The organism is Nonomuraea rosea (genome assembly GCF_039539705.1).
In the GTDB taxonomy this organism is placed as follows: Bacteria; Actinomycetota; Actinomycetes; order Streptosporangiales; family Streptosporangiaceae; genus Nonomuraea; species Nonomuraea rosea.
In genome coordinates this window covers 1-20,089 of sequence record NZ_BAABDQ010000044.1, presented here as the reverse complement: position 1 = coordinate 20,089, position 20,089 = coordinate 1, and the positions used below count along the sequence as shown (strand labels likewise).

The 20,089-nt window shown below is 67.1% G+C and carries 20 protein-coding genes; 16 read left to right on the top strand and 4 right to left on the bottom strand.

The features are described from left to right. Positions 1–611: 611 nt before the first annotated feature. From ABEA43_RS55230 to ABEA43_RS55220, 3 genes are all read left to right on the top strand, one after another. Positions 612–1,142 (top strand): PadR family transcriptional regulator, encoded by a 531-nt coding sequence (locus ABEA43_RS55230; protein ID WP_345575186.1) that lies wholly within the window; start codon positions 612–614, stop codon positions 1,140–1,142. 95 nt (positions 1,143–1,237) lie between these two features. Next, a complete protein-coding gene (locus ABEA43_RS55225; protein ID WP_345575184.1) occupies positions 1,238–2,254 on the top strand; it encodes an alpha/beta hydrolase in 1,017 nt (338 codons plus the stop codon). Then, positions 2,251–2,712 carry a nitroreductase family deazaflavin-dependent oxidoreductase gene (locus ABEA43_RS55220; protein ID WP_345575182.1) on the top strand — a complete coding sequence of 154 codons (462 nt, stop codon included), beginning with the start codon at positions 2,251–2,253 and terminating at the stop codon, positions 2,710–2,712. The genes ABEA43_RS55225 and ABEA43_RS55220 overlap by 4 nt, the downstream gene beginning before the upstream one ends. A 745-nt stretch (positions 2,713–3,457) precedes the next feature. Here ABEA43_RS55220 and ABEA43_RS55215 read toward each other — a convergent pair. Next, complete coding sequence (locus tag ABEA43_RS55215) at positions 3,458–4,204, bottom strand: metallophosphoesterase (protein WP_345575180.1); 747 nt, start codon at positions 4,202–4,204, stop codon at positions 3,458–3,460. A gap of 313 nt (positions 4,205–4,517) precedes the next feature. Here ABEA43_RS55215 and ABEA43_RS55210 point away from each other — a divergent pair, with 313 nt between their 5' ends. From ABEA43_RS55210 to ABEA43_RS55175, 8 genes are all read left to right on the top strand, one after another. Further along, positions 4,518–5,021: a DUF4254 domain-containing protein gene (locus ABEA43_RS55210; protein ID WP_345575178.1), complete on the top strand. Its 504-nt coding sequence runs from the start codon at positions 4,518–4,520 to the stop codon at positions 5,019–5,021. A gap of 1 nt (position 5,022) precedes the next feature. Further along, the gene (locus ABEA43_RS55205; RefSeq protein ID WP_345575176.1) at positions 5,023–6,222 is read left to right on the top strand and encodes a glycosyltransferase family 9 protein; all 1,200 of its coding nucleotides are present in this window, start codon (positions 5,023–5,025) and stop codon (positions 6,220–6,222) included. A gap of 3 nt (positions 6,223–6,225) precedes the next feature. Beyond that, positions 6,226–7,419, top strand: a complete 1,194-nt coding sequence (locus tag ABEA43_RS55200) for an MFS transporter (RefSeq protein WP_345575174.1) — start codon at positions 6,226–6,228, stop codon at positions 7,417–7,419. Between the two features lie 12 nt (positions 7,420–7,431). Beyond that, entirely contained in the window at positions 7,432–8,574 is a 1,143-nt protein-coding gene (gene moaA / locus ABEA43_RS55195; RefSeq protein ID WP_345575172.1) for a GTP 3',8-cyclase MoaA, read from the top strand. A gap of 31 nt (positions 8,575–8,605) precedes the next feature. Continuing rightward, the gene (gene moaC, locus ABEA43_RS55190; protein WP_345575170.1) at positions 8,606–9,106 is read left to right on the top strand and encodes a cyclic pyranopterin monophosphate synthase MoaC; all 501 of its coding nucleotides are present in this window, start codon (positions 8,606–8,608) and stop codon (positions 9,104–9,106) included. A 26-nt stretch (positions 9,107–9,132) separates the two neighbouring features. Beyond that, positions 9,133–9,825: an HAD family hydrolase gene (locus ABEA43_RS55185; RefSeq protein WP_345575168.1), complete on the top strand. Its 693-nt coding sequence runs from the start codon at positions 9,133–9,135 to the stop codon at positions 9,823–9,825. 169 nt (positions 9,826–9,994) lie between these two features. Continuing rightward, positions 9,995–10,444, top strand: a complete 450-nt coding sequence (locus tag ABEA43_RS55180; RefSeq protein WP_345575166.1) for a hypothetical protein — start codon at positions 9,995–9,997, stop codon at positions 10,442–10,444. Between the two features lie 70 nt (positions 10,445–10,514). After that, a complete protein-coding gene (locus ABEA43_RS55175) occupies positions 10,515–11,045 on the top strand; it encodes a hypothetical protein (RefSeq protein WP_345575164.1) in 531 nt (176 codons plus the stop codon). Between the two features lie 218 nt (positions 11,046–11,263). Here ABEA43_RS55175 and ABEA43_RS55170 read toward each other — a convergent pair whose 3' ends face one another. The 3 genes from ABEA43_RS55170 to ABEA43_RS55160 form a co-directional block, all read right to left on the bottom strand. Further along, the gene (locus ABEA43_RS55170; RefSeq protein ID WP_345575162.1) at positions 11,264–11,764 is read right to left on the bottom strand and encodes a nitroreductase family deazaflavin-dependent oxidoreductase; all 501 of its coding nucleotides are present in this window, start codon (positions 11,762–11,764) and stop codon (positions 11,264–11,266) included. A 224-nt stretch (positions 11,765–11,988) separates the two neighbouring features. Continuing rightward, positions 11,989–12,498: a hypothetical protein gene (locus ABEA43_RS55165; RefSeq protein WP_345575160.1), complete on the bottom strand. Its 510-nt coding sequence runs from the start codon at positions 12,496–12,498 to the stop codon at positions 11,989–11,991. Between the two features lie 301 nt (positions 12,499–12,799). Beyond that, positions 12,800–15,067 carry a tetratricopeptide repeat protein gene (locus ABEA43_RS55160; protein ID WP_345575158.1) on the bottom strand — a complete coding sequence of 756 codons (2,268 nt, stop codon included), beginning with the start codon at positions 15,065–15,067 and terminating at the stop codon, positions 12,800–12,802. Positions 15,068–15,307: 240 nt separating this feature from the next. Between ABEA43_RS55160 and ABEA43_RS55155 the strand changes: the two genes are divergently transcribed. The 5 genes from ABEA43_RS55155 (at position 15,308) to ABEA43_RS55135 (ending at position 19,968) form a co-directional block, all read left to right on the top strand. Further along, positions 15,308–15,658, top strand: coding sequence for a GntR family transcriptional regulator (locus tag ABEA43_RS55155; protein WP_345575156.1), 351 nt, complete (start codon positions 15,308–15,310; stop codon positions 15,656–15,658). Next, a complete protein-coding gene (locus ABEA43_RS55150) occupies positions 15,655–16,677 on the top strand; it encodes a hypothetical protein (RefSeq protein WP_345575154.1) in 1,023 nt (340 codons plus the stop codon). The genes ABEA43_RS55155 and ABEA43_RS55150 overlap by 4 nt, the downstream gene beginning before the upstream one ends. A gap of 6 nt (positions 16,678–16,683) precedes the next feature. Continuing rightward, entirely contained in the window at positions 16,684–17,634 is a 951-nt protein-coding gene (locus ABEA43_RS55145; RefSeq protein WP_345575152.1) for an ABC transporter ATP-binding protein, read from the top strand. Further along, positions 17,631–18,446, top strand: coding sequence for an ABC transporter permease subunit (locus ABEA43_RS55140; protein WP_345575150.1), 816 nt, complete (start codon positions 17,631–17,633; stop codon positions 18,444–18,446). Before ABEA43_RS55145 ends, ABEA43_RS55140 begins: the two co-directional genes overlap by 4 nt. A 250-nt stretch (positions 18,447–18,696) precedes the next feature. Further along, positions 18,697–19,968, top strand: a complete 1,272-nt coding sequence (locus tag ABEA43_RS55135; RefSeq protein ID WP_345575148.1) for a BtrH N-terminal domain-containing protein — start codon at positions 18,697–18,699, stop codon at positions 19,966–19,968. Positions 19,969–20,089 lie beyond the last annotated feature (121 nt).

Sequence of the window (20,089 nt, the reverse complement as noted above, 5' to 3'; positions counted from 1 at the left end):
CCCGCCAGTTGACATGAGAGTGGATGTCAAGCGGCGCGACCTGGGAAAACACGGACTGTCGCGGAGCGGCACCCGAATTATTCATCGGCGTTCGAGCCGGAACGTCGGGCCCATGACCAGGGCGGCCACGGAGGGCCGCCCCTTTCGGGCGTACTCCGGCCTGCCCCGGTGGAAGCCGCGCGATGCGCAGCGACGGGCGAGCCGTTCCGGCCTGGCTACGTCCACGAGCTCCAATGGAACGAACGCCACCTACGGCGCGCCCTAAGCGAGTACGAACGGTTCCACAACCTGCACCGCGCCCACCAAGCCCTGACCCAAGCAGCCCCCGCTGCCCCGCCCCGGACGACGTCAGGGAGACAGCCGGATAAGCAACTGCCGCCCGGTCCTTCAGGCGAACACAACGGCCAGACACTGGCACATCACCAGCAGCTACAGGGGCTTGTCGGACACGATCCGATCGTTGATACGCGGGCGGTGGCAGCGCAGCGGGTGGTCTGGGTGGTAGACCGGCCGCTCAGGCAGTAGTGCCGAGAATTGGCCCCACGGGCACGACAGCTAGCCTGTTCGGCAGGGCTTTGGCGGGTGCCGGGGCCCGGCGAGTGAGGGAGACGATGTCGGCGACGCGACTGCTGGTCCTTGGCGCGGTACGGCTGCACGGTCAGGCACACGGTTATCTGGTGAGCGCCGAACTGGAGTCGTGGGAAGCCGGGCAATGGGCAGGGCTCAGATCGGGCTCGATCTACCACGCGCTGCGTCAGCTGGCCAAGGAAGGTCTGCTGGACACCAGCGAGGTGCACGAATGGCCGGGCCGCGTCGATTACGCCATCAACGACAAGGGCGAGGCGGAGTTCCTCGGGCTGCTCAGAAGCGCCCTGAGGGTTCCCGATCGGCGTCCGGAACTGCTCAACGCAGCCCTTGTGCTGCTACCCGCGCTGCCCGAGCAGGAGGTGATCGCGCTGCTCAAGGAACGGGTGCGCGCCCTGGAGGACGAGCGGGCGCAGATCATGGTCACGGCCCGGGAGGGAAAGCGCTCAAGGAAGGTGACCGAGGTGTTCGCCCTGCGCGCGGCGCAGGCGGCGGGCGAGGCAGCGTGGATCCGGGACATGATCGGGCGGCTGGAACGCGGCGAGGAGCCGACCTGACCGGTCCCGGACCGGTTTGACGGGGGGAAGGTGGATCAGTCATAGTTCGATACCCAAATTTGGTTAACCAAATTTGGGTATCCCTAAGGAGTTCTATGCGCATCACCACAGCGGTACTTCTAGCGCTCGCCTCGATCCCCGCAACCTCGATCCCGGTAGCGGCGCACGCCACCCCCACCTGCCGGACAGTCAACGCCAAGGTGGCGATGACCGCCGGCGGCCCCGCCGACCAGCGCATCGCCGGCACCCTGTGCCTGCCGCGCGGCCGCGCCACCACCGTTCAGCTGCTCATTCCCGGCGGCTTCTACGGCCAGACCTACTGGCGGATGCGCGGCGACCGGCAGCGCCCCTCCTACGTGGAGACGATGACCGCCGCCGGGTACGCCACACTGACCATTGACCGTCTCGGCACCGGGGCGAGCTCCTACCCGCCGAGCACCCGCTTCGGGCAGGACACCCACCAGATCGTCATCCGCCGGCTCATCCGGCAGTTGCGCGAGGGCCGTCTGGGCGGCGGCCGGTTCGCCAAGGTCGTTCTGGTCGGCCACTCGCTGGGCTCGACCCTCGCCCGCACGGTGGCCGCCGCCCATCCGGCGGAGGTGGACGGCGTCATCCTGACCGGCGAGTCGAGCGTGCCGAACGAGGCCGCATTCGAGCAGATGGGCGCGGGAATCCACCGCGCCGCCGACGACCCCCGCTTCGCCGGGCGCGGGCTCGACGACGGCTACCTCACCACCCGGCCCGGCCTGCGGGCCACCTGGTTCTACCACCGGCCCAACGCCGACTCCAAGGTCATCGCCGCCGACGAGGCCACCAAGATGACGGACGTCTTCCCGCCCGGCGACTCCTACACCCCGCCCTCGATCAACAAGCACATCCAAGCCCCCGTACTGATCGTCAACGGCGAGCATGACAAGCTGCTGGCCGGAGCCCGCTCCTCCTCCGCCGCGCTGCACGCCCAGGAGGCCCCCTTCTACAGTCCCCGCGCCAAGCTGGAGACCGTCCTGGTCCCCGGCACCGGGCACGTGCTCAACGGCCACCGCACCGCGCCCCACTGGTTCGCCCAGGCACGCGAGTGGGCCGACCGGCGCGTGGGTGGAGCGGCGCGATGAGCCAAGAGCCGATCGACAGCCCGACCGGGTGGGTGGCCAGGCACGTCAAGAGCTACGCCGAGTCCGGCGGCGCCCGCGGTCACCTCTTCCACGGCGCGCCCACGCTGCTGATCACGACGATCGGCCGCCGTTCAGGACTACCCCGGCGCACCGCCCTCATCTACGGCCGTGACGGCGACCGCTACCTCGTGGTCGCCTCCAATGGCGGTGCCGCCGACCATCCGCTCTGGTTCCACAATCTGCTCGCTCAGCCACAGGTCAAGGTGCAGATCGGGGCCGAGGTGCTCGACGCGGTCGCCTGCCCGGCGGCCGAGGGCGAGCGGCTCCGCCTGTGGGAGACGATGACCGGGATATGGCCGCGCTACATCGGCTACCAGCGAGAGGCGTCAAGACAGATCCCGATCGTGATCATCGAGGTGATCTCGCGCGCACGGCGGGCAGGTACCCAGCACGAATAGTTTCAGGGACACGCCCGTTCGGACGCTTGTTCGGCCACGGCGAAGGGCCGCGCACCAGCGGCTCATCCAGGATCGCATGGGCTTCCATTCGCGACCGGGCGCCAACCGTTTCGGAGGCCGCCCGGCCCTACTGAACGGGCTCCGAAACAGTCCCTGCGCCACCTGGCGAGCCTGAGGGGCTGACCTGCCGGTTCTCGGGTGGTGCCTGCTGGCGATCTGGTACTCGTTGATGAGGCCGCCGAGAATGGACCTGCGGTGGACTCGATGGCGGGCGAGGTCGATGGGGTTGGCGCGGTGGAAGCGGCATCGTGTGCTCATCGTGCACCACCTGACGCCCTCACCCGCAACACGGCCGTCAGCCGACTTGACCTCGGCATCCGAAGGCCCGCTGTACCGACGTGAGAGACCACGCCTTGACCGCCGACCGTGACTGCCAGCCCTTGCGTCCACTCCGGGATAGTCTGCGCGCGAAGAGCGCTCCTCGCTCTGGAAGGTTATTGAGCTCAACAATCCGTAAGCTTCCAGATCAGGGGCGCTCTTTGCCGGCCAGCCGATCACCCGGTCCGAACTCTCCTCGGCCGCGGCGAATCACCAAGGCCCACAAGGCGTCCTTTGAAACGGGCTGATGGCGGCGTAGAGGACTCCCGTCTTCCCAGCTCACAGAGCATCTCACGTGTTTCCCGGCCTTTGCCCCGAGATCCAGGCCGAGATAGTGCACAACAGTTAGCGACTTATCTTTTACGAACTATGATGTAATCACTCGAAAGTGCGTCGCGAGCTTGCCGTCGCGTAGAACGTGGAAAGCGATTCCGGGTGGCGCCTTCTCATCTTTCATTCGGTCGTAGTGCGACTCCCAAGGGAGAATGGCCGTGGACTCGACGCCTGGAGCCACCAGTACGGGGATGCCGTGAAATCGAGCGGCGGAGGCACTATGAGCATGTCCACAGAGGATTCCAACGACATTATCGTGCCGCTGGACAACGGTGGCCAGAGCATCCGGGTTGCGCAGGCCGAGGACGTCGAAGCTGGGAATATGCAACGGCGTAGGCGGATGATGCATGCAGACCAGAGCCGGTACATCTCGCGCCGCATCCAGAGTGGCATCCAACCAGGTCAGGGTATCGCTGGACATCTCGCCTTCGTCGCGACCGGGGATAGTTGAATCGCACGTTATTACGACTGCACCGTCGAGGCGATGCCATTGATTGAAAGGGCCATCATTGTCCGGGCTGACGAATCCCATCGCGTTACGGAGTGTCGACCTGTGATCGTGATTCCCTGGACACAGAATCAGCGATTTCAGCGGACCCAAAAGGTACCGTAGTGTTTCGTATTCCTCGTCGGTCCCTTTTGCCGCCAAGTCACCGGTGACGACGACCGCATCGACCGGCCGTGCGAGACCGAGCAAATAGCTCACGATTGCGCGGACGCGATCCGCGCTTTGGTCCGATGAGCCCACGTGCAGGTCACTTATGTGGGCAAGCAGCACCATGGCGGTCTCCCGAGGTCTGATCGGAACGCGAGGGGTCGGGCCCTGCTGGCGTTGCCGGAGGGGGTACTGGTGTCGTCGGACAGCGATCTTGGCAGGCACGGGCACAGCCCGTCTACCCACGCTGTCACGCCCAGCAGTCAAGGGTCCGGGCCTATTGATCACAATCTTTTGAATCTTGAGGCGTGAGTGATCGACTCGGTGCTATAACGGCCTGACACGTACGAATGCTCTGATCTACCCGGAAAGCGGCCGCCGATGAAAGGGGGCGCGGGCATTGACAACGTCGAGTTCTGCGGGCACGCAGCCTGGTCTTGTGCCCGGCGATGGGATCCCGCAATCTACTGAACTGCTCGCCTGCTTTGATCGCGGGAATGCCGGCGACAGGTTGATGACCGGCATTGCGTGCCGGCTGAGGTGGCATCACGACGAGCAGTGGCAGGCCGAGGATCGCTCCCGGGATGCGGCCGACGAGGATGAGGTGCTCGCCAAGATCAAACGACACATCGACACCATGAATCTGACGCGCAGCCGGTTGGTCGATGAGCTGGACGCTTGGCTGACGAAGAGCCTTTCGCAGAACCTGTCGGCACCGCTGCACACCGAGACCCTGGGCTCCGTGGTGGATCGGCTGTCCATTGCCTGGGTCCGTGCGGATCGGCTGGGGAGACGAGAGGATGGCGGATCGCGGAGCCGACACGCCGCACGACAGCTCCAGGAACTCGCCCACGCGTACGACATTCTGGTGAGTGAGATCCGCGCGGGTTCCCGGCGGGTTCCCGATTGGCGCGGCCTGAAGTCCTATGGGGAGCGTTCCTGACGTGAACTTCAACGGTTGGCGCGTTCGGGACACCCAGTGCCTGCGCGGGGGGCCGCTTCGCGTTCAGCGCGGTGATCTCCCCGTGGGCTGCCGCCTGCCCTATCGCCGTGCCCTGGGTGAGGTGCCCACCGGTCCTTCCGAGCTGCTGGATCGGGTGCTGGCGGACGGCTGGCGGGTGGAGTTCCTCGTCAGATCGGAGATACCCAGCGGGCCTCCTGCCGAGCCGATCCGGCTCGGTGACTTCCTGCTGTCCATGGTCGTCGTTCGCGCATTGCGGGAGGCAGCCGAGATCGCCGGTGTGGAGGTCCCACCGATGTCCTACACGGGCACCCGCGGCCGGCTCATGCGCCGGTGTGAAATCCCGGTGACGGTCGAGGAGGACGCTCCGGGCTGTATGGTCACCGCGAAGGGGCGAGATCCGATAAGGATCGAGGTACGTCCCGTGCGGCCGCCACGCTGGGTCGGTTTTCCCCGTTACGCGGATCGTATGACCGTGGCGATGCCGATCTGGCATGACCCGTCCGGCGACCTCGTAGACGTGCACGCGACCTTGCCGCTCCGTCTCTACCTCCAGATGGAGCAGGATCTTGGCGTGCGCCTCCCCGGCAGTGGAGACATCGTGCCGCGGTACCGATCCGATGTCGTCGAGCCCGATGCGGGTCACGTTGTCTTCGTCGCCACGACGAGCAGCCCTACCGGCAAGGACTACGGAGTCGATGGATTTGCCGAAGTGGCGCGCCACCTTCTCATGCGGACGGGGCTTGATCTGCGCTTCACCCTGCTGACCAACGATCCAGACCTGCCTCCGGTGCCGATCGCGCCGGGTGTCCGGATGCGAGTGGTCTGTGGAATGGACGCGGCAGACTGCGTGGACTTGTTTGGATCAGCGGAGTTGGTGATCGGCAATGACACAGGACTTACGCACCTCGCCGCCCTGTCGGTGCGTCCAGACGGTGGCGGTCCGCACGTGGTCGGGCTCTACAACATCTTCAGTCCGTTGAAGTGGAACACCGGCTCACCTCGTCACCACAGCGTTTCCACACCACTTGCCCAGATGCTCGCGCTCGCCGACATCGACATCTACATCAACCAGTCGGGCTTCTACATCGACCCCTCACTCTGGGCCGAAGGGGCGGACCTCTCGACCGCACCCGCGCACATCGTGGCGGAGTTCGCGGCGAACTGCGTCGGCTGGATGTAGCTGATGGCCCTGTCTGCGCCGCTACGCGGCCTCGCCACGGCGTTGGTCCTGCGGAATCTCGCCCTCGGACTGGTCAACGTCTTCTTGCCGTTGCTGATGCTTGAGCGGGGCGCGGAGTTGTGGCACATCTGCTTGTTCTACATCGGCTACGCCTTATGCAAGCTCCTCATCAACTACCCCAGCATCGTCCTCGTGGAACGACACCATCCGGGTTTCGGCCTGGGGGTTGCACTGCTGGCCTCTGCGCTCTATCTGATTCTTCTTGAGGCGTATGTCAGCGGTGCCGGAGACTGGCTGATCGTCCTGGCACCGGCGGCCCTCGCCTGGATGAACGCCTTCTTGTGGAACTCCCAGCACATACACATCTCACGGGCGCTGGACGTTGCACGGCGCGGCCGTGACATGGCGCTGCTGAACACCTTTACCCACCTGGCCCTCCTGGCCGCCCCGCTGATGGGCGGGATCCTGATCACCCTCGTCGGACAGCAGGCGCTCCTGTATGTAGCCATCGGAATCATCGTTGTGGCGGCGTTCCCGGCAAGATCAGCTCGACACTTGCCCAGGTTCCCCACACCCAGCCTCGGGGACCGCCATCCCGCGCCGACCCGCGATCTCCTGGCCAACCTCTCCTTCAATGCGCACAACATGGTCCACTTCCTCGTGTGGCCGGTCTACCTCGCCGTCGTCATCGGCGAGTTCGCCACAATCGGCATCCTCACCGCGGCAGCCGAGGCGATCGGCCTCATGCTGTTGATGGTCGCCGGCAAGCGTGGAGACCGAGGCGCCACGCGGCGCGTCCTGGTTGAAGGCACAGCGGCAACCATGGTCTTGCACGTCGCACGACTTGCGGCCGCCACCACTCCTGTGGCGATCATCCTCATCGGCGGAGCGGCAACGGCGGCCATCGGCTACCAGCAGATCCCCTGGGTGAGCACCTACTACGCACACGCCCGGCGACGCGGCGCGCGCTACGTGCTCTGGATGGAAATGGCCGGTGACATTGGGTATGTGCTGGTCTGGTCGGCGCTCCTGATCACCGCGCTGGTGTCGGCCACCCCCCAGGCCCTCTTCATCATGGCGTTCCTGCTGGCCGCATTCTTCACCGTGGGATGCCTGCTCATCAACAAGGAGCACAAAGAGGATGTCCCGGACCTCGTGCACACTCCGGAAGGCCCCATGGCGACGAACAGGACGTAAAGGAGGCGATTAATGACCCTGCCGCGGCAGGGATCCCTGACGAACACGCTCCTATCTGCGTCCTTTTGCCGCAAACTTCTTGGCCACCTCATAGAGGCAGGTCGGAAAGCGAGGAATTGCTTGCCTAAGCGTGCTCAAATAACGGATGCCATGCAGCGACCACTCGGCCAGCTGCGACTCTCGGTCACTGACAGATGCAATCTAAGATGCCAGTATTGTATGCCGGAAGAAGAATACGAGTGGCTCTCACGGTCGGACATTCTCAATTTCGACGAATACCGGCGTCTGGTCGAGGTGTTCGTCGGGCTGGGCGTCGACAAGGTTCGGCTGACCGGTGGCGAGCCGCTGCTTCGGGCCGATCTGCCGAAGCTGGTGGAGGCCCTCTCTGCCATCCCGGGCATTGAAGACCTCGCGCTCACGACGAACGGGGTGCTCCTGCGAAAGCACGCCCACGCCTTGCACTCTGCCGGTCTCGATCGACTCACCATCAGCCTCGACACCTTGAGTTCAGATCGCTTCGTCAAGCTTTCTCGGCGCACCACTCATTCCAGCGTCCTGGATGGATTCCAGGCAGCGACCGAGGCAGGCTTCACCCACACCAAGATCGACACCGTGGTGATGCGTGGCACCAACCACGACGAATTGCCACAACTTATCGAATTCGGGAAGAACGTCGGCGCCGAGGTGCGCTTCATCGAGTACATGGACGTGGGCGGCGCGACCAACTGGAACCGGGAAATCGTCTTCAGCCGCGCAGAGATGCTCGAGTCCCTGACCGCCACGTACGGAAACATCAAAGAGGTACCCAAGCTCGACCGTGCTCCCGCCGACCAGTTCGAGCTTCCCGACGGTACCGTATTCGGCATTATCTCCTCCACCACCGAGCCTTTCTGCGCCCCTTGTGACCGCAGCCGCTTGACGGCGGACGGCACCTGGTATCGGTGCCTGTACGCCATGGCCGGCACGGACCTGAGGAAACCGCTACGAGAGGGTGCGACGGCCGAAGAACTTACGGAGTTGGTGGCGACAATCTGGAGTCGCCGCCGTGACCAGGGTGCCGTGAACCGCCTCAACGAGAACGAGCGATCAGTGTTCGTCGGCCTTGATCGGCTCAAGAAGGATCCGCGTCTTGAGATGCACACCCGCGGCGGCTGAGTCTCGAAGAATCTGAATTAAGGAGTCTTGAATGTCGGCAGAAGTCGATCTAAGCGAATCACTCAACCACCTCGACTCCGCGGGGAACGCCCGTATGGTCAACGTCACGGAGAAGGCCGTCACGCGACGCGAGGCCGTCGCATCGGGTGAAGTGGTGATGAAACCGGAGACCCTCAACGCCATCATCACCGGCAACATCCCGAAAGGCGACGTGTTCGCCATAGCTCGGCTGGCCGGCATCATGGCCGCGAAGCGCACCCCCGACCTCATCCCCCTCTGTCACCCAGTCGGACTCGACGGCGTCACCGTCACCCTGGAAGCCCTGCCGCCAGATCGGATATCCATAACCGCACGCACCACAGTGACGGCTCGGACCGGCGTGGAGATGGAAGCGCTCACCGCGGTCTCCGCTGCCGCACTGACCATTTACGACACGTGCAAGGCCATCGACAAAGGAATGCGGATCGACGCCATCCGGCTGGAGGAGAAGGCCGGAGGACGCAGCGGCCACTACAAACGGCAGAAGGACTGACGTACAAAGGGTCGTGGAGGCGACGGATGGCATCGACTGGCGTGGCCGTCTTTGACCTCGACGGCACACTTGTCCGCGGCGACTCCCTCCGCCAGTTCAACAAATGGCTGCTACACCGCGGCCGAGCCCGCCATGTGGTCGCGTTCCTGACGAGCCCCATCTTCAACGCCCTCATGGCGCTGCGACCGACCCACATGGCGGGCCACACCATGCAACTCTGGATAGGGACCTTCGGGCTTTCAGAGGACGACCTCACCACGGCCGCCGAGGAATTCGCCGCACTCCATGCGGGCCCCGACAGCGGAAACCTGATGAGCACGACCCTCAACCGGCTATCGAAGCATCTGGACGACGGCGACACGGTCATCGTGGCCACCGGCACGCCACGCCCACTGGCCGAAGCTCTCTGCCGCCAGATCGGACTCACAGGGGTGCACGTCCTGGCGTCCACGCTCCGAAAACGCATCGGCGGACACGTCCCGGATCAACACTGCTTCGCGGAGACGAAAGTAGACAGACTCCGGGATGCCGGATTCAGCCTCCCGGTCGCCTACGCCTACTCCGACAGCCCGTCCGACATACCCCTCCTGCGGGCTGCATGTCACAGTGTCGTCGTCGATCCAGATCCACGACACATCCAGCGGATCCAGCAAGCCACCGGCCACACATGCGAGGTCCTTCGGAATCAAGCTTTTAATCCTGAGGGGTGTCAGAACTAAGCCAAGGCCCTGTACAACGGCACCTCTTCGGTCAGCCGGCTCGCTGGTACTCGTTGATCAGCCCGCCGAGAACTTCGCGGCGCTCGATCCGGCCGTCGGCAGCGGGTTCACGTCGAAGTCATAGGGCGAATGCGTTTGCGCGAGGCGCCCGCGGCGGGATCTTCAGCACGTGAATGTTGTCGCCTGCGAGCGGCATGACGGGCTCGACTGCGCCTGGACGAGCCGAGGTGTGGGCCTGACGGTTGAATCGGTCAGTGTGGACGGTGAGCCGCTGGGCTACTACACCACCAAGGAACTGATCGAGTTCCACGCCATCGGTGACGACGCGGAGCCGTGGGATCGCACCTCCGCGCAGGCGCACGAGCGCTACCGGAAACGCCTGGCCCACGACCTCCGCCCGTCCCGGCTGACCATCTGGCAGGAGCCCGGCATCGGGATGACCGGCGACAGGGGGCTCGGCGCGACCACGACGGCGGCGCGTGCGGTGCAGGGCGTGGGCGATGAGGCCCACGAGGTCGATCACCTCGACCGCCGTACGAAGCGCCGGCGAACTCCCAGTACAAGCTCACGCTCGTCGTCCACCTGGCCACCGGCGTCGCGGCGGCGGGCACGTATCTGAAGGAGCAGACCGAATCCCGCCTCGCGGCAGAGAGGTTTTTGTCAGGGGGAAGGCATCCGTTGGTTCGGGGGTGCGTGATGAGGCGGTCCCTCTTGAGACGTCAAGGTTCACGCTCCTGATCTACCGGCTCAGCAACGCGGTGATCACCATCCAGTACGGCAGAGAGGTACAGGACGAGGCCCTGAAGGTCGACCCACGGCAACGCGACAACGTGCGGAAGGCGGCGCTGTGGGTGGCGCAGGCCATGGATCGGCCCGCGCCCGCGGTCAACCCCTCGGACGGGCGGTTCGGCGCGCCGCCCTACGCGTGCGCCCTGCTCGGGGACGGCGTCCCCATGTTGCCGACCGTGTGCGACGACGGCGATGTGATCGTCCAGGTACGGCTCGCCCCGCCATGGCGGGGCAAGAGCGGGATCGCCGTGGCCAAGGAGATGATGGCCCATTACGGAAGCAAGCCGTTCAAGCCCGTGAAGGGCCTCGGGGATGAGGCGTCCCTCAAGAAGGACATCATGTGGGTCCGGGTGAGCAACCTCGTGCTGAAGGTCGGCAACAGCACGAAAGCCCATGTCGCCCGGATCCTGGAACGCCTGCCGCCACCGTGAGCTGATTTCAAGACTGGACCGCATCAGGCTCGTGGGCAGCGCCCACCCGATCACGATGAGCCCGCTGGGCGGCCGGACCGTTGGGACATGACCACCACGATCCTCGCGGCTATCGGTGCCACCATCCTGGAACTCAGACCGCTCGCGCGTGTCCGGTCCTGCGCCCCCAGGAACACAGTGATCGTCTCGGCAGGACTCTCCCGCAAGGGGAAGCGCACTCAGCCGTTGTCTCCGAGGCGCTTTGCAGCGACCGGTGTGATCTCGAACACCGGATGCCGATCCGCCTCGGCGATGAAGTCTTCCACCGGAGAGTCCTTGGTGGCCTGGAAGTACGGCCGCGTGGCGGTGGCGATGCGAACGTAGCGCTTGAGCACGGGGCCGGCCTCCTGGGCTGTGACCTCTCGTACGGCGTAAGCACGCACGTCGAACCGGCGGCGCAGCGTGACCTTGCCGGCGGCGCGGGCATTGTGCACCCACGACACGACGCCGTACGGGGCAACCAGCCAGCGCTTGCCGTCCTCCTCGACGACGGTCACCGGGTTGGTGCGCAGACGGCCGGTCTTGCGGCCCTTGGTGGTCAGTATGTACGAGCTGGGCACCAGGCCCGCACGCACGAATACGCTGATGATCGCGTCGCCCACGTTGCGACCGCGGCTGCGGCGGAAATGCTTCTCCGGCCGGAAAGTCCCGTCGGGTTGGTCCGGTGTCGCGTCGGCCATGTCCTGCACCCCTCGTCGGTCGGTTCATGGAATAACCCGGCTTCCCATGACCAGCCTATGTCCGTCTTTCGCCGCCCCAAGGGCACCTGAACGCCGCCCGGCGGGCGGCATGAGCGCCGTCGACCAGATCGAACGCGTACTGGAGATCATCTTGAGCCCGCCGCGTACGCTGGCAGTGGCCATCACAGACGAGCTTCGCCGGGCCGACAGGGTCCCAAGCGGTGTCATGTCCCAGACTCACGAGCGGGCGGAATGAGCAGGTCCAGCGCGTAGAGGAAGGGATCCCAGGTTGGATGTTCACCGGGCTTCAAGGGGCAGATGCCTTCGGTCCCTAATGCGGTGGTGCCACACCGGAGTGCGGAGAAGTAAAGCGTGCCGAGCGTGAGCAGGACGGTCGGCGCCGTCGAGTTCCGTGTCAGCCCGGCCTCCGACAGGTCCTGCAATGTCCCGATCCGGGCATGTAGCGATACCAAGCCCATGCTGTCCGTAGCGGGAGTGAGGACGGTCTTGCCCACCTGGGCATCGGACAGGTCGATCATCACTTCGTCCGGGGACGGTGGCCGTACCAGCGTTCCCATCAGATCGAGTTCGCCGGTGATCGTACTGCCTTGCAGGTCAATACGCCCGATCACGGTGGAGGACGCGGCGCACAGGTACCCGATGGTGGCCCGCCGCAGCCAAACCCCGCCGACCCTGGTCCGATCCAGATCGATGTGGCTGCCCTGGATCCACATGTTCCTTTTGACATGGGCGTCACGCGTCCGCAGCGCTTCGGCCGACAAGCCGGCCCGTCACGCGGACGCAGGTGGGCCGCAGTGAGCCCGCGGCGCTTTGGGACTGCTCAGCAAGAGGGCGGCAATGACCTCCGCCCGGATCCGCCGTTCCGCCGGCCACAACGGGCCGGCCGCGACGTCGTCGTGTGCCGGGACGCCGGTTCGGAGATCCAGACTCTGTCCCTCTTGGAAGGCCCGCCTTAGCCGTGCTCGGCGGGGTTCCAGCCACGAGGAGGGCGGCGCGTACTGATCTCCGGCATATTCACCTTCCTGCCCGTCTCCGCCATTGCCGGAAGGGAACGCGCTCGGTCTCAGTCAGCGGAGAATCGCCCAGGCCGGCCTGCCGTTCCCAGTACGCCAACGCGTCACGAGCGACCAGAGTGTCGGGGTGGTCGGGCCCCTGGACACGTTCCCGCACCGGCAGCAGCGCCGCGAATTGGTTCCGCGCCGAGTTCGCATCTCCGGCCTCCCCCGCCCAGCGGGCAAGCTCATGCCGCGCGTTCAACGTGACCGGGTGCTCGGGCCCCTGCACGCGCTCACGGATGCGGGCCAGTGCCGCGAACTGCTCGCGAGCCGCCACCGCGTCTCCCAGCACTCCGAGCAGAACAGCGAGCACGTGCCTGCTCCCTAGCACGTGTGGGTGCTCAGGCCCAAGGACGCGCTCGCTGACGGGCAGCAGCGCCAGAAGTTGATCACGCGCTGATCGCGGATCGCCGGCCTGCCCCGTCCAGTAGGCGAGGTCATGCCGGGTGGTGAGGGTGTCGGAGTGTTCGGCTCCCAGCACACGCTCGCGGATGGGCAAGAGCGCGGCCGCGCCAGCACGAGCCGCCGCCGGGTCGCCGGCCTTCCCCATCCAGAGAGTGAGGGCATGCCGGGTGGCCAGGACCTGGGGATGTCCTGGGCCTTGGACACGTTCCTGGACGGGCAGGAGCGCAGCGAGTTCGTCGCGGGCCGCTACGGCATCGCCCGCCTTGCCTCGGTAGCGGGCGAGGTCGTGCCGGGCGGCGAGGGTATCCGGGTGGTCAGGGCCGCGGGTGGTGTGGAGGGCAGCGTGCCGGTCGAGTTGCCAGGCGTGGGCAGTACGCGGGTCGCCGCTGGCGACCAGGTACTGGATCGCTTTGGCTGTCCCAGCGGAGTCGGGGGCCAGGAGGGTGCGGATGTGCGGCAGGAGCTGGGCACAGCGCGGCCAGGAGGCGATGCGTTCCGGGTCGGCCGGTAGGGCGGCATCCAGCAGTCGGGCAGCGCGTTCGCGCAGCAGTCGGCGTTGCGCGCCATCGAGCTCGGCCCTGATGACGGCCTGGACCAGGCGATGCATGCTGACCAGCGGTTGCTCGGGCGCTTCACCGGGCCGGGCCGGTTCCGGCCGGGTGAGAGTGATCATGCTGTACGAGGCCAGCAAGGCGACGGCTTCGGCAACGTCCACCGACTCGCCGAGCACGTTCGTCGGTAGGTCGTCGGGGGCGAAACAGGCCAGCAGGCGCAGCAGGTCGACTGTCAGCGGGTCGCGTGCGGCCAGGTCGTCCCGCGTGACCTGCCAGACCTTGGCGATCGCCCGGCGGTCATCGTCGCTCTCCCCAGCCGGTGACGCGGCGTGCATGCGGCCAGGCGCCGCGGCCAGCAGACGCCGGTATTCGGCCACACTCATGCCGGGCGTACTGGCGATGTAGCCACCGGCCTGTACCAAGGCCAACGGCAAAAACCCCAGCTCGTCGGCCAGGCTATGCAGGTGCGCCACATCAGGCCCTGCAGAGCCGATCCGGCCGGCCAGCAACGCCATGGCCTCCCGCGCTGACAGGACGGGAAGCGAGATCAGGCTGCCGATCGCCTCCCAGCCGATCGCCCGCCGAGAGGTGATCAACACGTGTCCCCGTTCCAGCCGCCCCAGATAGGGGTCGAGTTCGTAGGGATCCTCCACGTTGTCGAACACCAGCAGCCAATCTCCGCGCCCGGCCAGCCAGGCCAACGCGTACGCGTGCGCGTCCTGGTCCGCCAGCGGCGGCATCGGAGCCGGTCCGTTCTGGCCGCGGCAGGCCGTAGCGGCGGCCAATGCCCGTCCCAGATCGGCCAGCCCGCTCCTGACCTGCCCGGGGTTCTCCGCAGTGATCCACCAGATCAGCTCGTAGTCGTCACGGTGTGCGTGGGCGTACTGCAGGGCGAGTTCGCTCTTACCAATGCCGCCCAGCCCGCAGATCGCCTGACTCACCACCCCCGCACCGCCTTCCGGCGCAGCCGTGAGCTGCCTCAGAGCGCGCTCCCGGCCGACGAATCGCCGCGCGGGCGGCCGGGGCAATCCCACCACCCGTGGGGACGACGGCGGCTCCGGCGAGCGGCGGGACGAGCGGACCTGCACGATCAAGCCGACGAGCCCGATAACCATGCTGATCACGCTGGCGCGCTGATCCAGCAGCGCCAGCACATCATCGGGCAAGCCCAACGCGTCGGCGAGAAACCCGGCCAGCCCCACCGCCAGCAGAACCACCGCGAGCACCAGCAGGATCCGCCGCGCCCGGCCCGCCCGCCATAACCGCACGACACAAGACTGCGCCCCGAGAGCGTCGCCCGCCACCCTTTGGACACTCCCGGTGGGCACGACTGTCCCTTCTCCCGTACTTGGTCTGCCCCCGGTAAGGCGTTGCTGCGACGGGCATGCCGCCCGTACTCCAGACACGGAGGCCTCGCCAGCCACCGGCATCCACCCTTCGAACATAGTCCTAGTTGTGATAGGACTATTGGGATATTTGAAGGTGGCTCGAGGAGGTCCAGATCGCTGATGTTGATTGCCATCGATCACGCGGACGGCACGCCGTTGTTCGAGCAGATCGCCGCCGCGGTCCGTTCCGGGATCGTGGATGGCTCGATCCGGAGCGGGGAACGGATGCCGACGGCCAGAGAGCTGTGTGCGTCCCTCGACGTGAACCGCAACACGGTGCTGCACGCCTACCAGCGGCTGCGCGACGAAGGGCTGATCGAGCTGAGGCGAGGGCGCGGGGCGACGGTCACCGCCCAGGCAGAGCGGCTGAGTCAGTTGTCGGCCACCGTGGGACGGCTCATCAGCGAGGCGCGTGAGCTGGGCATCTCGGCGGAGACGCTGTCCCGTCTCGTCAAGGAGTCGTACGGATGAGGGTGCCCCGAACCGGCCTGAAGCGTCGGCGGGCATCCTGGGACGACCCGGCCGCGGGCCGGATCACGGCCGCCGGGGTCGTCGTCCCGAGCACTCTCGTCCTGCTGGCCTCGCTCTGCACGGTGACCGTGCTCCCGCACGGCGCCGAGCCGTCGGCGGTTCACCTGATGTCCTGGGGCTGGACGGAGGAGAACCGGCCCTCGTGGCTACTCGTCCTCGGGCCGCCGGTCGCCACCGCCGTCATCGGCGCGTGGATGAGCCACGCCGCCACGCAACTCCTCCTGGATGCGGACACCACCATCGGGCAGATACGGCTGCGCACCTTGTGGGGGCCGCTGACCGCGGTGTTCTTCCTCTGGACGGCCTACGGTGCGACGTGGGCACAGGTCGGCTCGGCGCTGCCGCCATGGCTCGTCGCGGCGGCAGCGGCGATCGGCTCCGGCATCGCCCTGGCGGGCGTGCTGCTCGTGCCAAGGCGTTCCACAGGCACCACAGGCACCGCAGGCACCGCCGCTGACTCCCCGCAGAGGCGGGCACTGCCGCTGACGGCGTCGCAACGAGTCCTCTGGACATCGTCGACCCGCCGCGCGCACGTCCTATGGGCGGCCGTTCCACTGATCGCCTGGCAGGCATGGACGGTGCACACGGCGGCCGAAGCGGGCCGCGGGTTCGTCGTCCTGGCTGTCGCGGTCGTGCTGCTCGGGCCGTGGCGCGTGGTGATCGACTCGACCGGCATCCAGGCGCGGCCGCTGATCGCGCGACCGTCGTTCACGTACTCGCTCGACAGCATCCACCACGCCGAGGTGCTCGGGGTCCGGCCCTGGGCGGACTTCGGCGGCTGGGGCCTGCGGCTCGGCCTGCGCCGGCGCCACGGCATCATCACGGCCGGCGGGCCGGCCCTGGCGGTCACCCTGCAGTCCGGCCGGACGTTCGTGGTCACGGTCCCCGACCCGGACACTGCCGCGAGCCTCATCAACGGGCTGAAAAAGAGAGAAAGCGCTGACTCCACGAAACGGTGAACCATCATGAACAGCCCTGACCAGACGCTGGCGGCCACGGGCCTGACCAAGCACTTCGGCAGTCGCGAGGCCGTCTCAGATCTCTCGTTCGAGGTACGCGCCGGCCGGGCCTTCGGGCTCCTCGGGCCGAACGGAACCGGCAAGACCACCACCGTACGACTGCTGACCGGCCTGCTCACCCCGACCCGCGGTTCGGTGACGCTGTTCGGCCAGACGCTCGGCCGCTCCAACGCGGACGCGCTGCGGGCCAGGGTGGGCGTCCAGACGGACACCCGCCTCTACGAGAATCTCAGCGTCCGCGACAACCTGCGGACCTGGGGTGAGCTGTACGGGCTCGCCCCGCGCGTCATCGAGCGACGGATCGGGGAAATACTCGAATTGCTCGGCCTGGCCGACCGCGTCGGCTCGCCGGCCGGAGAGCTGAGCAAGGGCATGCGGCAGAAACTGTCGGTCGGCCGGGCGGTGCTGCACGAGCCCGATCTCCTCTTCCTCGACGAACCAACCGCCGGACTCGACCCCGAGGCGTCGATCGAACTGATCGACCACGTCAAGGACATGATCAAGACCCTGCGCACCACGGTCGTCATCTGCACCCACCAGCTCCACGGCCTCGAAACGCTCTGCGACGACGTCGGCATTCTCAAGAGCGGCCGCCTCGTCGTGACCGGCGAGGTGCGGACCCTCCTCCATCAGCGCTGGCCGGAACAGCGTTACCTCCTCGAAGTCGACGGTGATCCCGCCTCGGCCCGCGACGTCATCGCCTCCGCCCTGGGCAGAGCGGTGGAGTTCTCGACCGTCGAGGGCCGGCTGAGCTTCGCCCTGAGGAAGGAGGAGACGATCTCGTCGGGAGTCGCCGCGCTGGTGCACAGCCGCATCCAGGTCCGGGCCGTCATCCCCCGCCGGCCCACGATCCAGGACCTCTACTTCGCCACCATCAACGACGGAAGCGCAGCATGATCGACCGCCACCGGGTCCGAGCCCTGATGCGCAAGGACTGGCGCGAACTCGCCCGCAACACGCAGGTCATCGCGTCACTCGTCATCCTGCCGCTGGTGCTCGTCGTCATCATCCCGAGCGCCGTGCTCCTGCTGGGGAACAACTCCGCCGCCCTGACGACGACGGTCGCCGGGCTGCAGGGCTTCCTCGACAACCTGCCCGTGCAGGCCCTGCCGGCCGGATACTCCTCCGAGCAGCTCATGGTGTACGCGGTCATCGTCTACTTCATGGCCCCGCTCTTCCTGCTGATCCCGGTGATCGTGGCCAGCCTCACCGCCAGCTCCAGCTTCGTCGGCGAGAAGGAACGCGGCACCATCGAGGGACTCCTCTACACGCCGCTCACCGACCGCGAGCTCGTGCTGGGCAAGGTGTTCGCCTCCGTGATCCCCGCCGTGCTGCTCACCTGGACGTCCTTCCTGGTCTACACCGTCCTGGTCAACACGCTCGGGGCGTCGCTGATGGGCGGCCTTTTCTTCCCCACCTGGACCTGGGCCATCAGCGTCCTGGCGCTGGTGCCGCTCGTGGCGTTCCTGGCGACCTGCCTCATCGTGGCGATCTCCGGTCGCTCCACCACCATGCAGGGCGCGCAGGGGACGGTGGTCCTCATCGTCCTGCCCGTCATCGCCCTGATCCTCGGCCAGGCGACCGGACTCATGCTGTTCGACACCCTGATCGCGGGCATCGTCGCCGTCGCGCTCCTCGCGATCGACGTCGCGATCTTCCGCACGGTCGTCGGACGGTTCCAGCGAGAGCGCATCCTCACCCGCCTGTAGATGCCGGCTCGGGCCATGGCCGCGGAACGTCACTGGAGTGCCGGCCGATTCTGTACTACTGTCCGGAGACACGGCGGTGCTCTCCCGCCGAACCTCCGGCGCGGGTCCCCACGCGACCCGCCGGTCGTGGGGGCAAAGGGGACATCACGCGCCTCGGGAGCCGCGCTTCCAACGGTCGACGCTCTATCGCGGCCGCCACGGGCCGCGGGCGTGGGCCGGGCCCTGGCGATGGCTGCGGGAAGAGCCCTACATGACCAGCAAGAAGCAGCTCAAGGCCCGCGTCCGGGCCCGCATGGCCAAGACGGGGGAAAGCTACACCACCGCCCGCCTCCATGTCGCGGGCAACGCCGGGGCCGCCTCCGACGGCGGCTGGCGCTTCACCGGCGGCCGCCACCCGTCCACCGCAGCGATCACCTCCGTCCTGGTCAACCAGGGCGCGGCCGTCAGCGAGCCGCTCGTGTTCCTGGCGGGCGGCGGGATCGGCGCCGGCTACATCCTGTGGGAGTTCCAGCACGACCAGTCCCGCCACGTCGTCCTGGGCTTCCGCAACCAGTGGCAGTATCACGACCGCTGGATGGCCAAGACGCTCACCCGGCTCGGCGTCCCGTACGAGGAGCACCGCACCTCCGGCCTCCGCGCCGCCAGTGACCGGCTGGCCGCCGAGCTGGACGCGGGACGGCCGTGCGTGATCCTGCCCGACCGCTACCACACGGGCTACTGGCAGGTTCCGGCGCTGCTGGACGGGCACGGCGGGCATCCGGTGGTCGCCTACCGGCGCGACGAGGACGATGTCTACCTGGACGATCGCGGGCAGGCGCCGATCCGTCTCCCGCGTGAGCGGATCGACGCGGCCCGGGCGCGGGTGGGGTCGTACAAGAACGTCACGCACGTGCTGGGCGAGGCGAAGCTGACCGAGGCGGCGCTGGCCGAGGCCGCCCAGGAGGGCCTGCGCGACTGTGTCGCGCACCTGTCGGCCGCCTCGGACTCCTTCTCACTGCCCGCCTGGCGCAAATGGGCCAGGCTGCTGGTCGACACCCGCAACGCCAAGGCCTGGCCGAAGGTGTTCGCCGACCAGCGCTCCCTGGCCGACGCCCTGCTGTCGATCTGGGAAGGGGCCGAGCCGGTGGGCATCGACGGCGGGAACCTCCGCGACCTGTTCGCCGACGCCCTCGACGAGGCCGCCGTCCTGCTGGACCGGCCGTCGCTGGCGGAGTCGGCCGGCCGGTTCAGGGAGATCCAGGCCCTGTGGCACGAGCTGGCGGAGTCGGCGCTGCCGTCGGAGGTGCCGGAGTTCGCCCGGATCCGCGAGCTGACGGCGGCGATCAAGGAGAGCGTCATGGCGGACGGCACCGCGGGAGGGCCCCAGGCGGCTCAGGCGGCCGAGGAGCTGTGGGTGGCCCGCGCCGCCGCCAACGACTCCCTGGCCACCCTCGCCGACACGGGCCCCCTGTTCGCCGGCCTCAGCTCCCGGCTGAGCGCCATCTACGAGGCCGAACGCACCGCGGTCGCCCAGCTCGCCTAGATGATTGATGCCAAGGGGTCTGGCTGCGGTTAGTGGTCATAGGCGATCAGGGATCGCTTGATCGGCTGGCCGGTCTTGTCGTTGTGCCAGATCACGCTGGTCAGCGCGAGGATGCGGGTCA

Excerpts from the sequence above, each read along its gene's own strand:
- ABEA43_RS55230 (WP_345575186.1), top strand. The coding sequence starts at position 612 with ATGTCGGCGACGCGACTGCTGGTCCTTGGCGCGGTACGGCTGCACGGT.
- ABEA43_RS55225 (WP_345575184.1), top strand. The coding sequence starts at position 1,238 with ATGCGCATCACCACAGCGGTACTTCTAGCGCTCGCCTCGATCCCCGCA.
- ABEA43_RS55220 (WP_345575182.1), top strand. The coding sequence starts at position 2,251 with ATGAGCCAAGAGCCGATCGACAGCCCGACCGGGTGGGTGGCCAGGCAC.
- ABEA43_RS55215 (WP_345575180.1), bottom strand. The coding sequence starts at position 4,204 with ATGGTGCTGCTTGCCCACATAAGTGACCTGCACGTGGGCTCATCGGAC.
- ABEA43_RS55200 (WP_345575174.1), top strand. The coding sequence starts at position 6,226 with ATGGCCCTGTCTGCGCCGCTACGCGGCCTCGCCACGGCGTTGGTCCTG.
- moaA (WP_345575172.1), top strand. The coding sequence starts at position 7,432 with ATGACCCTGCCGCGGCAGGGATCCCTGACGAACACGCTCCTATCTGCG.
- moaC (WP_345575170.1), top strand. The coding sequence starts at position 8,606 with ATGTCGGCAGAAGTCGATCTAAGCGAATCACTCAACCACCTCGACTCC.
- ABEA43_RS55185 (WP_345575168.1), top strand. The coding sequence starts at position 9,133 with ATGGCATCGACTGGCGTGGCCGTCTTTGACCTCGACGGCACACTTGTC.
- ABEA43_RS55170 (WP_345575162.1), bottom strand. The coding sequence starts at position 11,764 with ATGGCCGACGCGACACCGGACCAACCCGACGGGACTTTCCGGCCGGAG.
- ABEA43_RS55165 (WP_345575160.1), bottom strand. The coding sequence starts at position 12,498 with ATGTGGATCCAGGGCAGCCACATCGATCTGGATCGGACCAGGGTCGGC.
- ABEA43_RS55155 (WP_345575156.1), top strand. The coding sequence starts at position 15,308 with ATGTTGATTGCCATCGATCACGCGGACGGCACGCCGTTGTTCGAGCAG.
- ABEA43_RS55150 (WP_345575154.1), top strand. The coding sequence starts at position 15,655 with ATGAGGGTGCCCCGAACCGGCCTGAAGCGTCGGCGGGCATCCTGGGAC.
- ABEA43_RS55145 (WP_345575152.1), top strand. The coding sequence starts at position 16,684 with ATGAACAGCCCTGACCAGACGCTGGCGGCCACGGGCCTGACCAAGCAC.
- ABEA43_RS55140 (WP_345575150.1), top strand. The coding sequence starts at position 17,631 with ATGATCGACCGCCACCGGGTCCGAGCCCTGATGCGCAAGGACTGGCGC.
- ABEA43_RS55135 (WP_345575148.1), top strand. The coding sequence starts at position 18,697 with ATGACCAGCAAGAAGCAGCTCAAGGCCCGCGTCCGGGCCCGCATGGCC.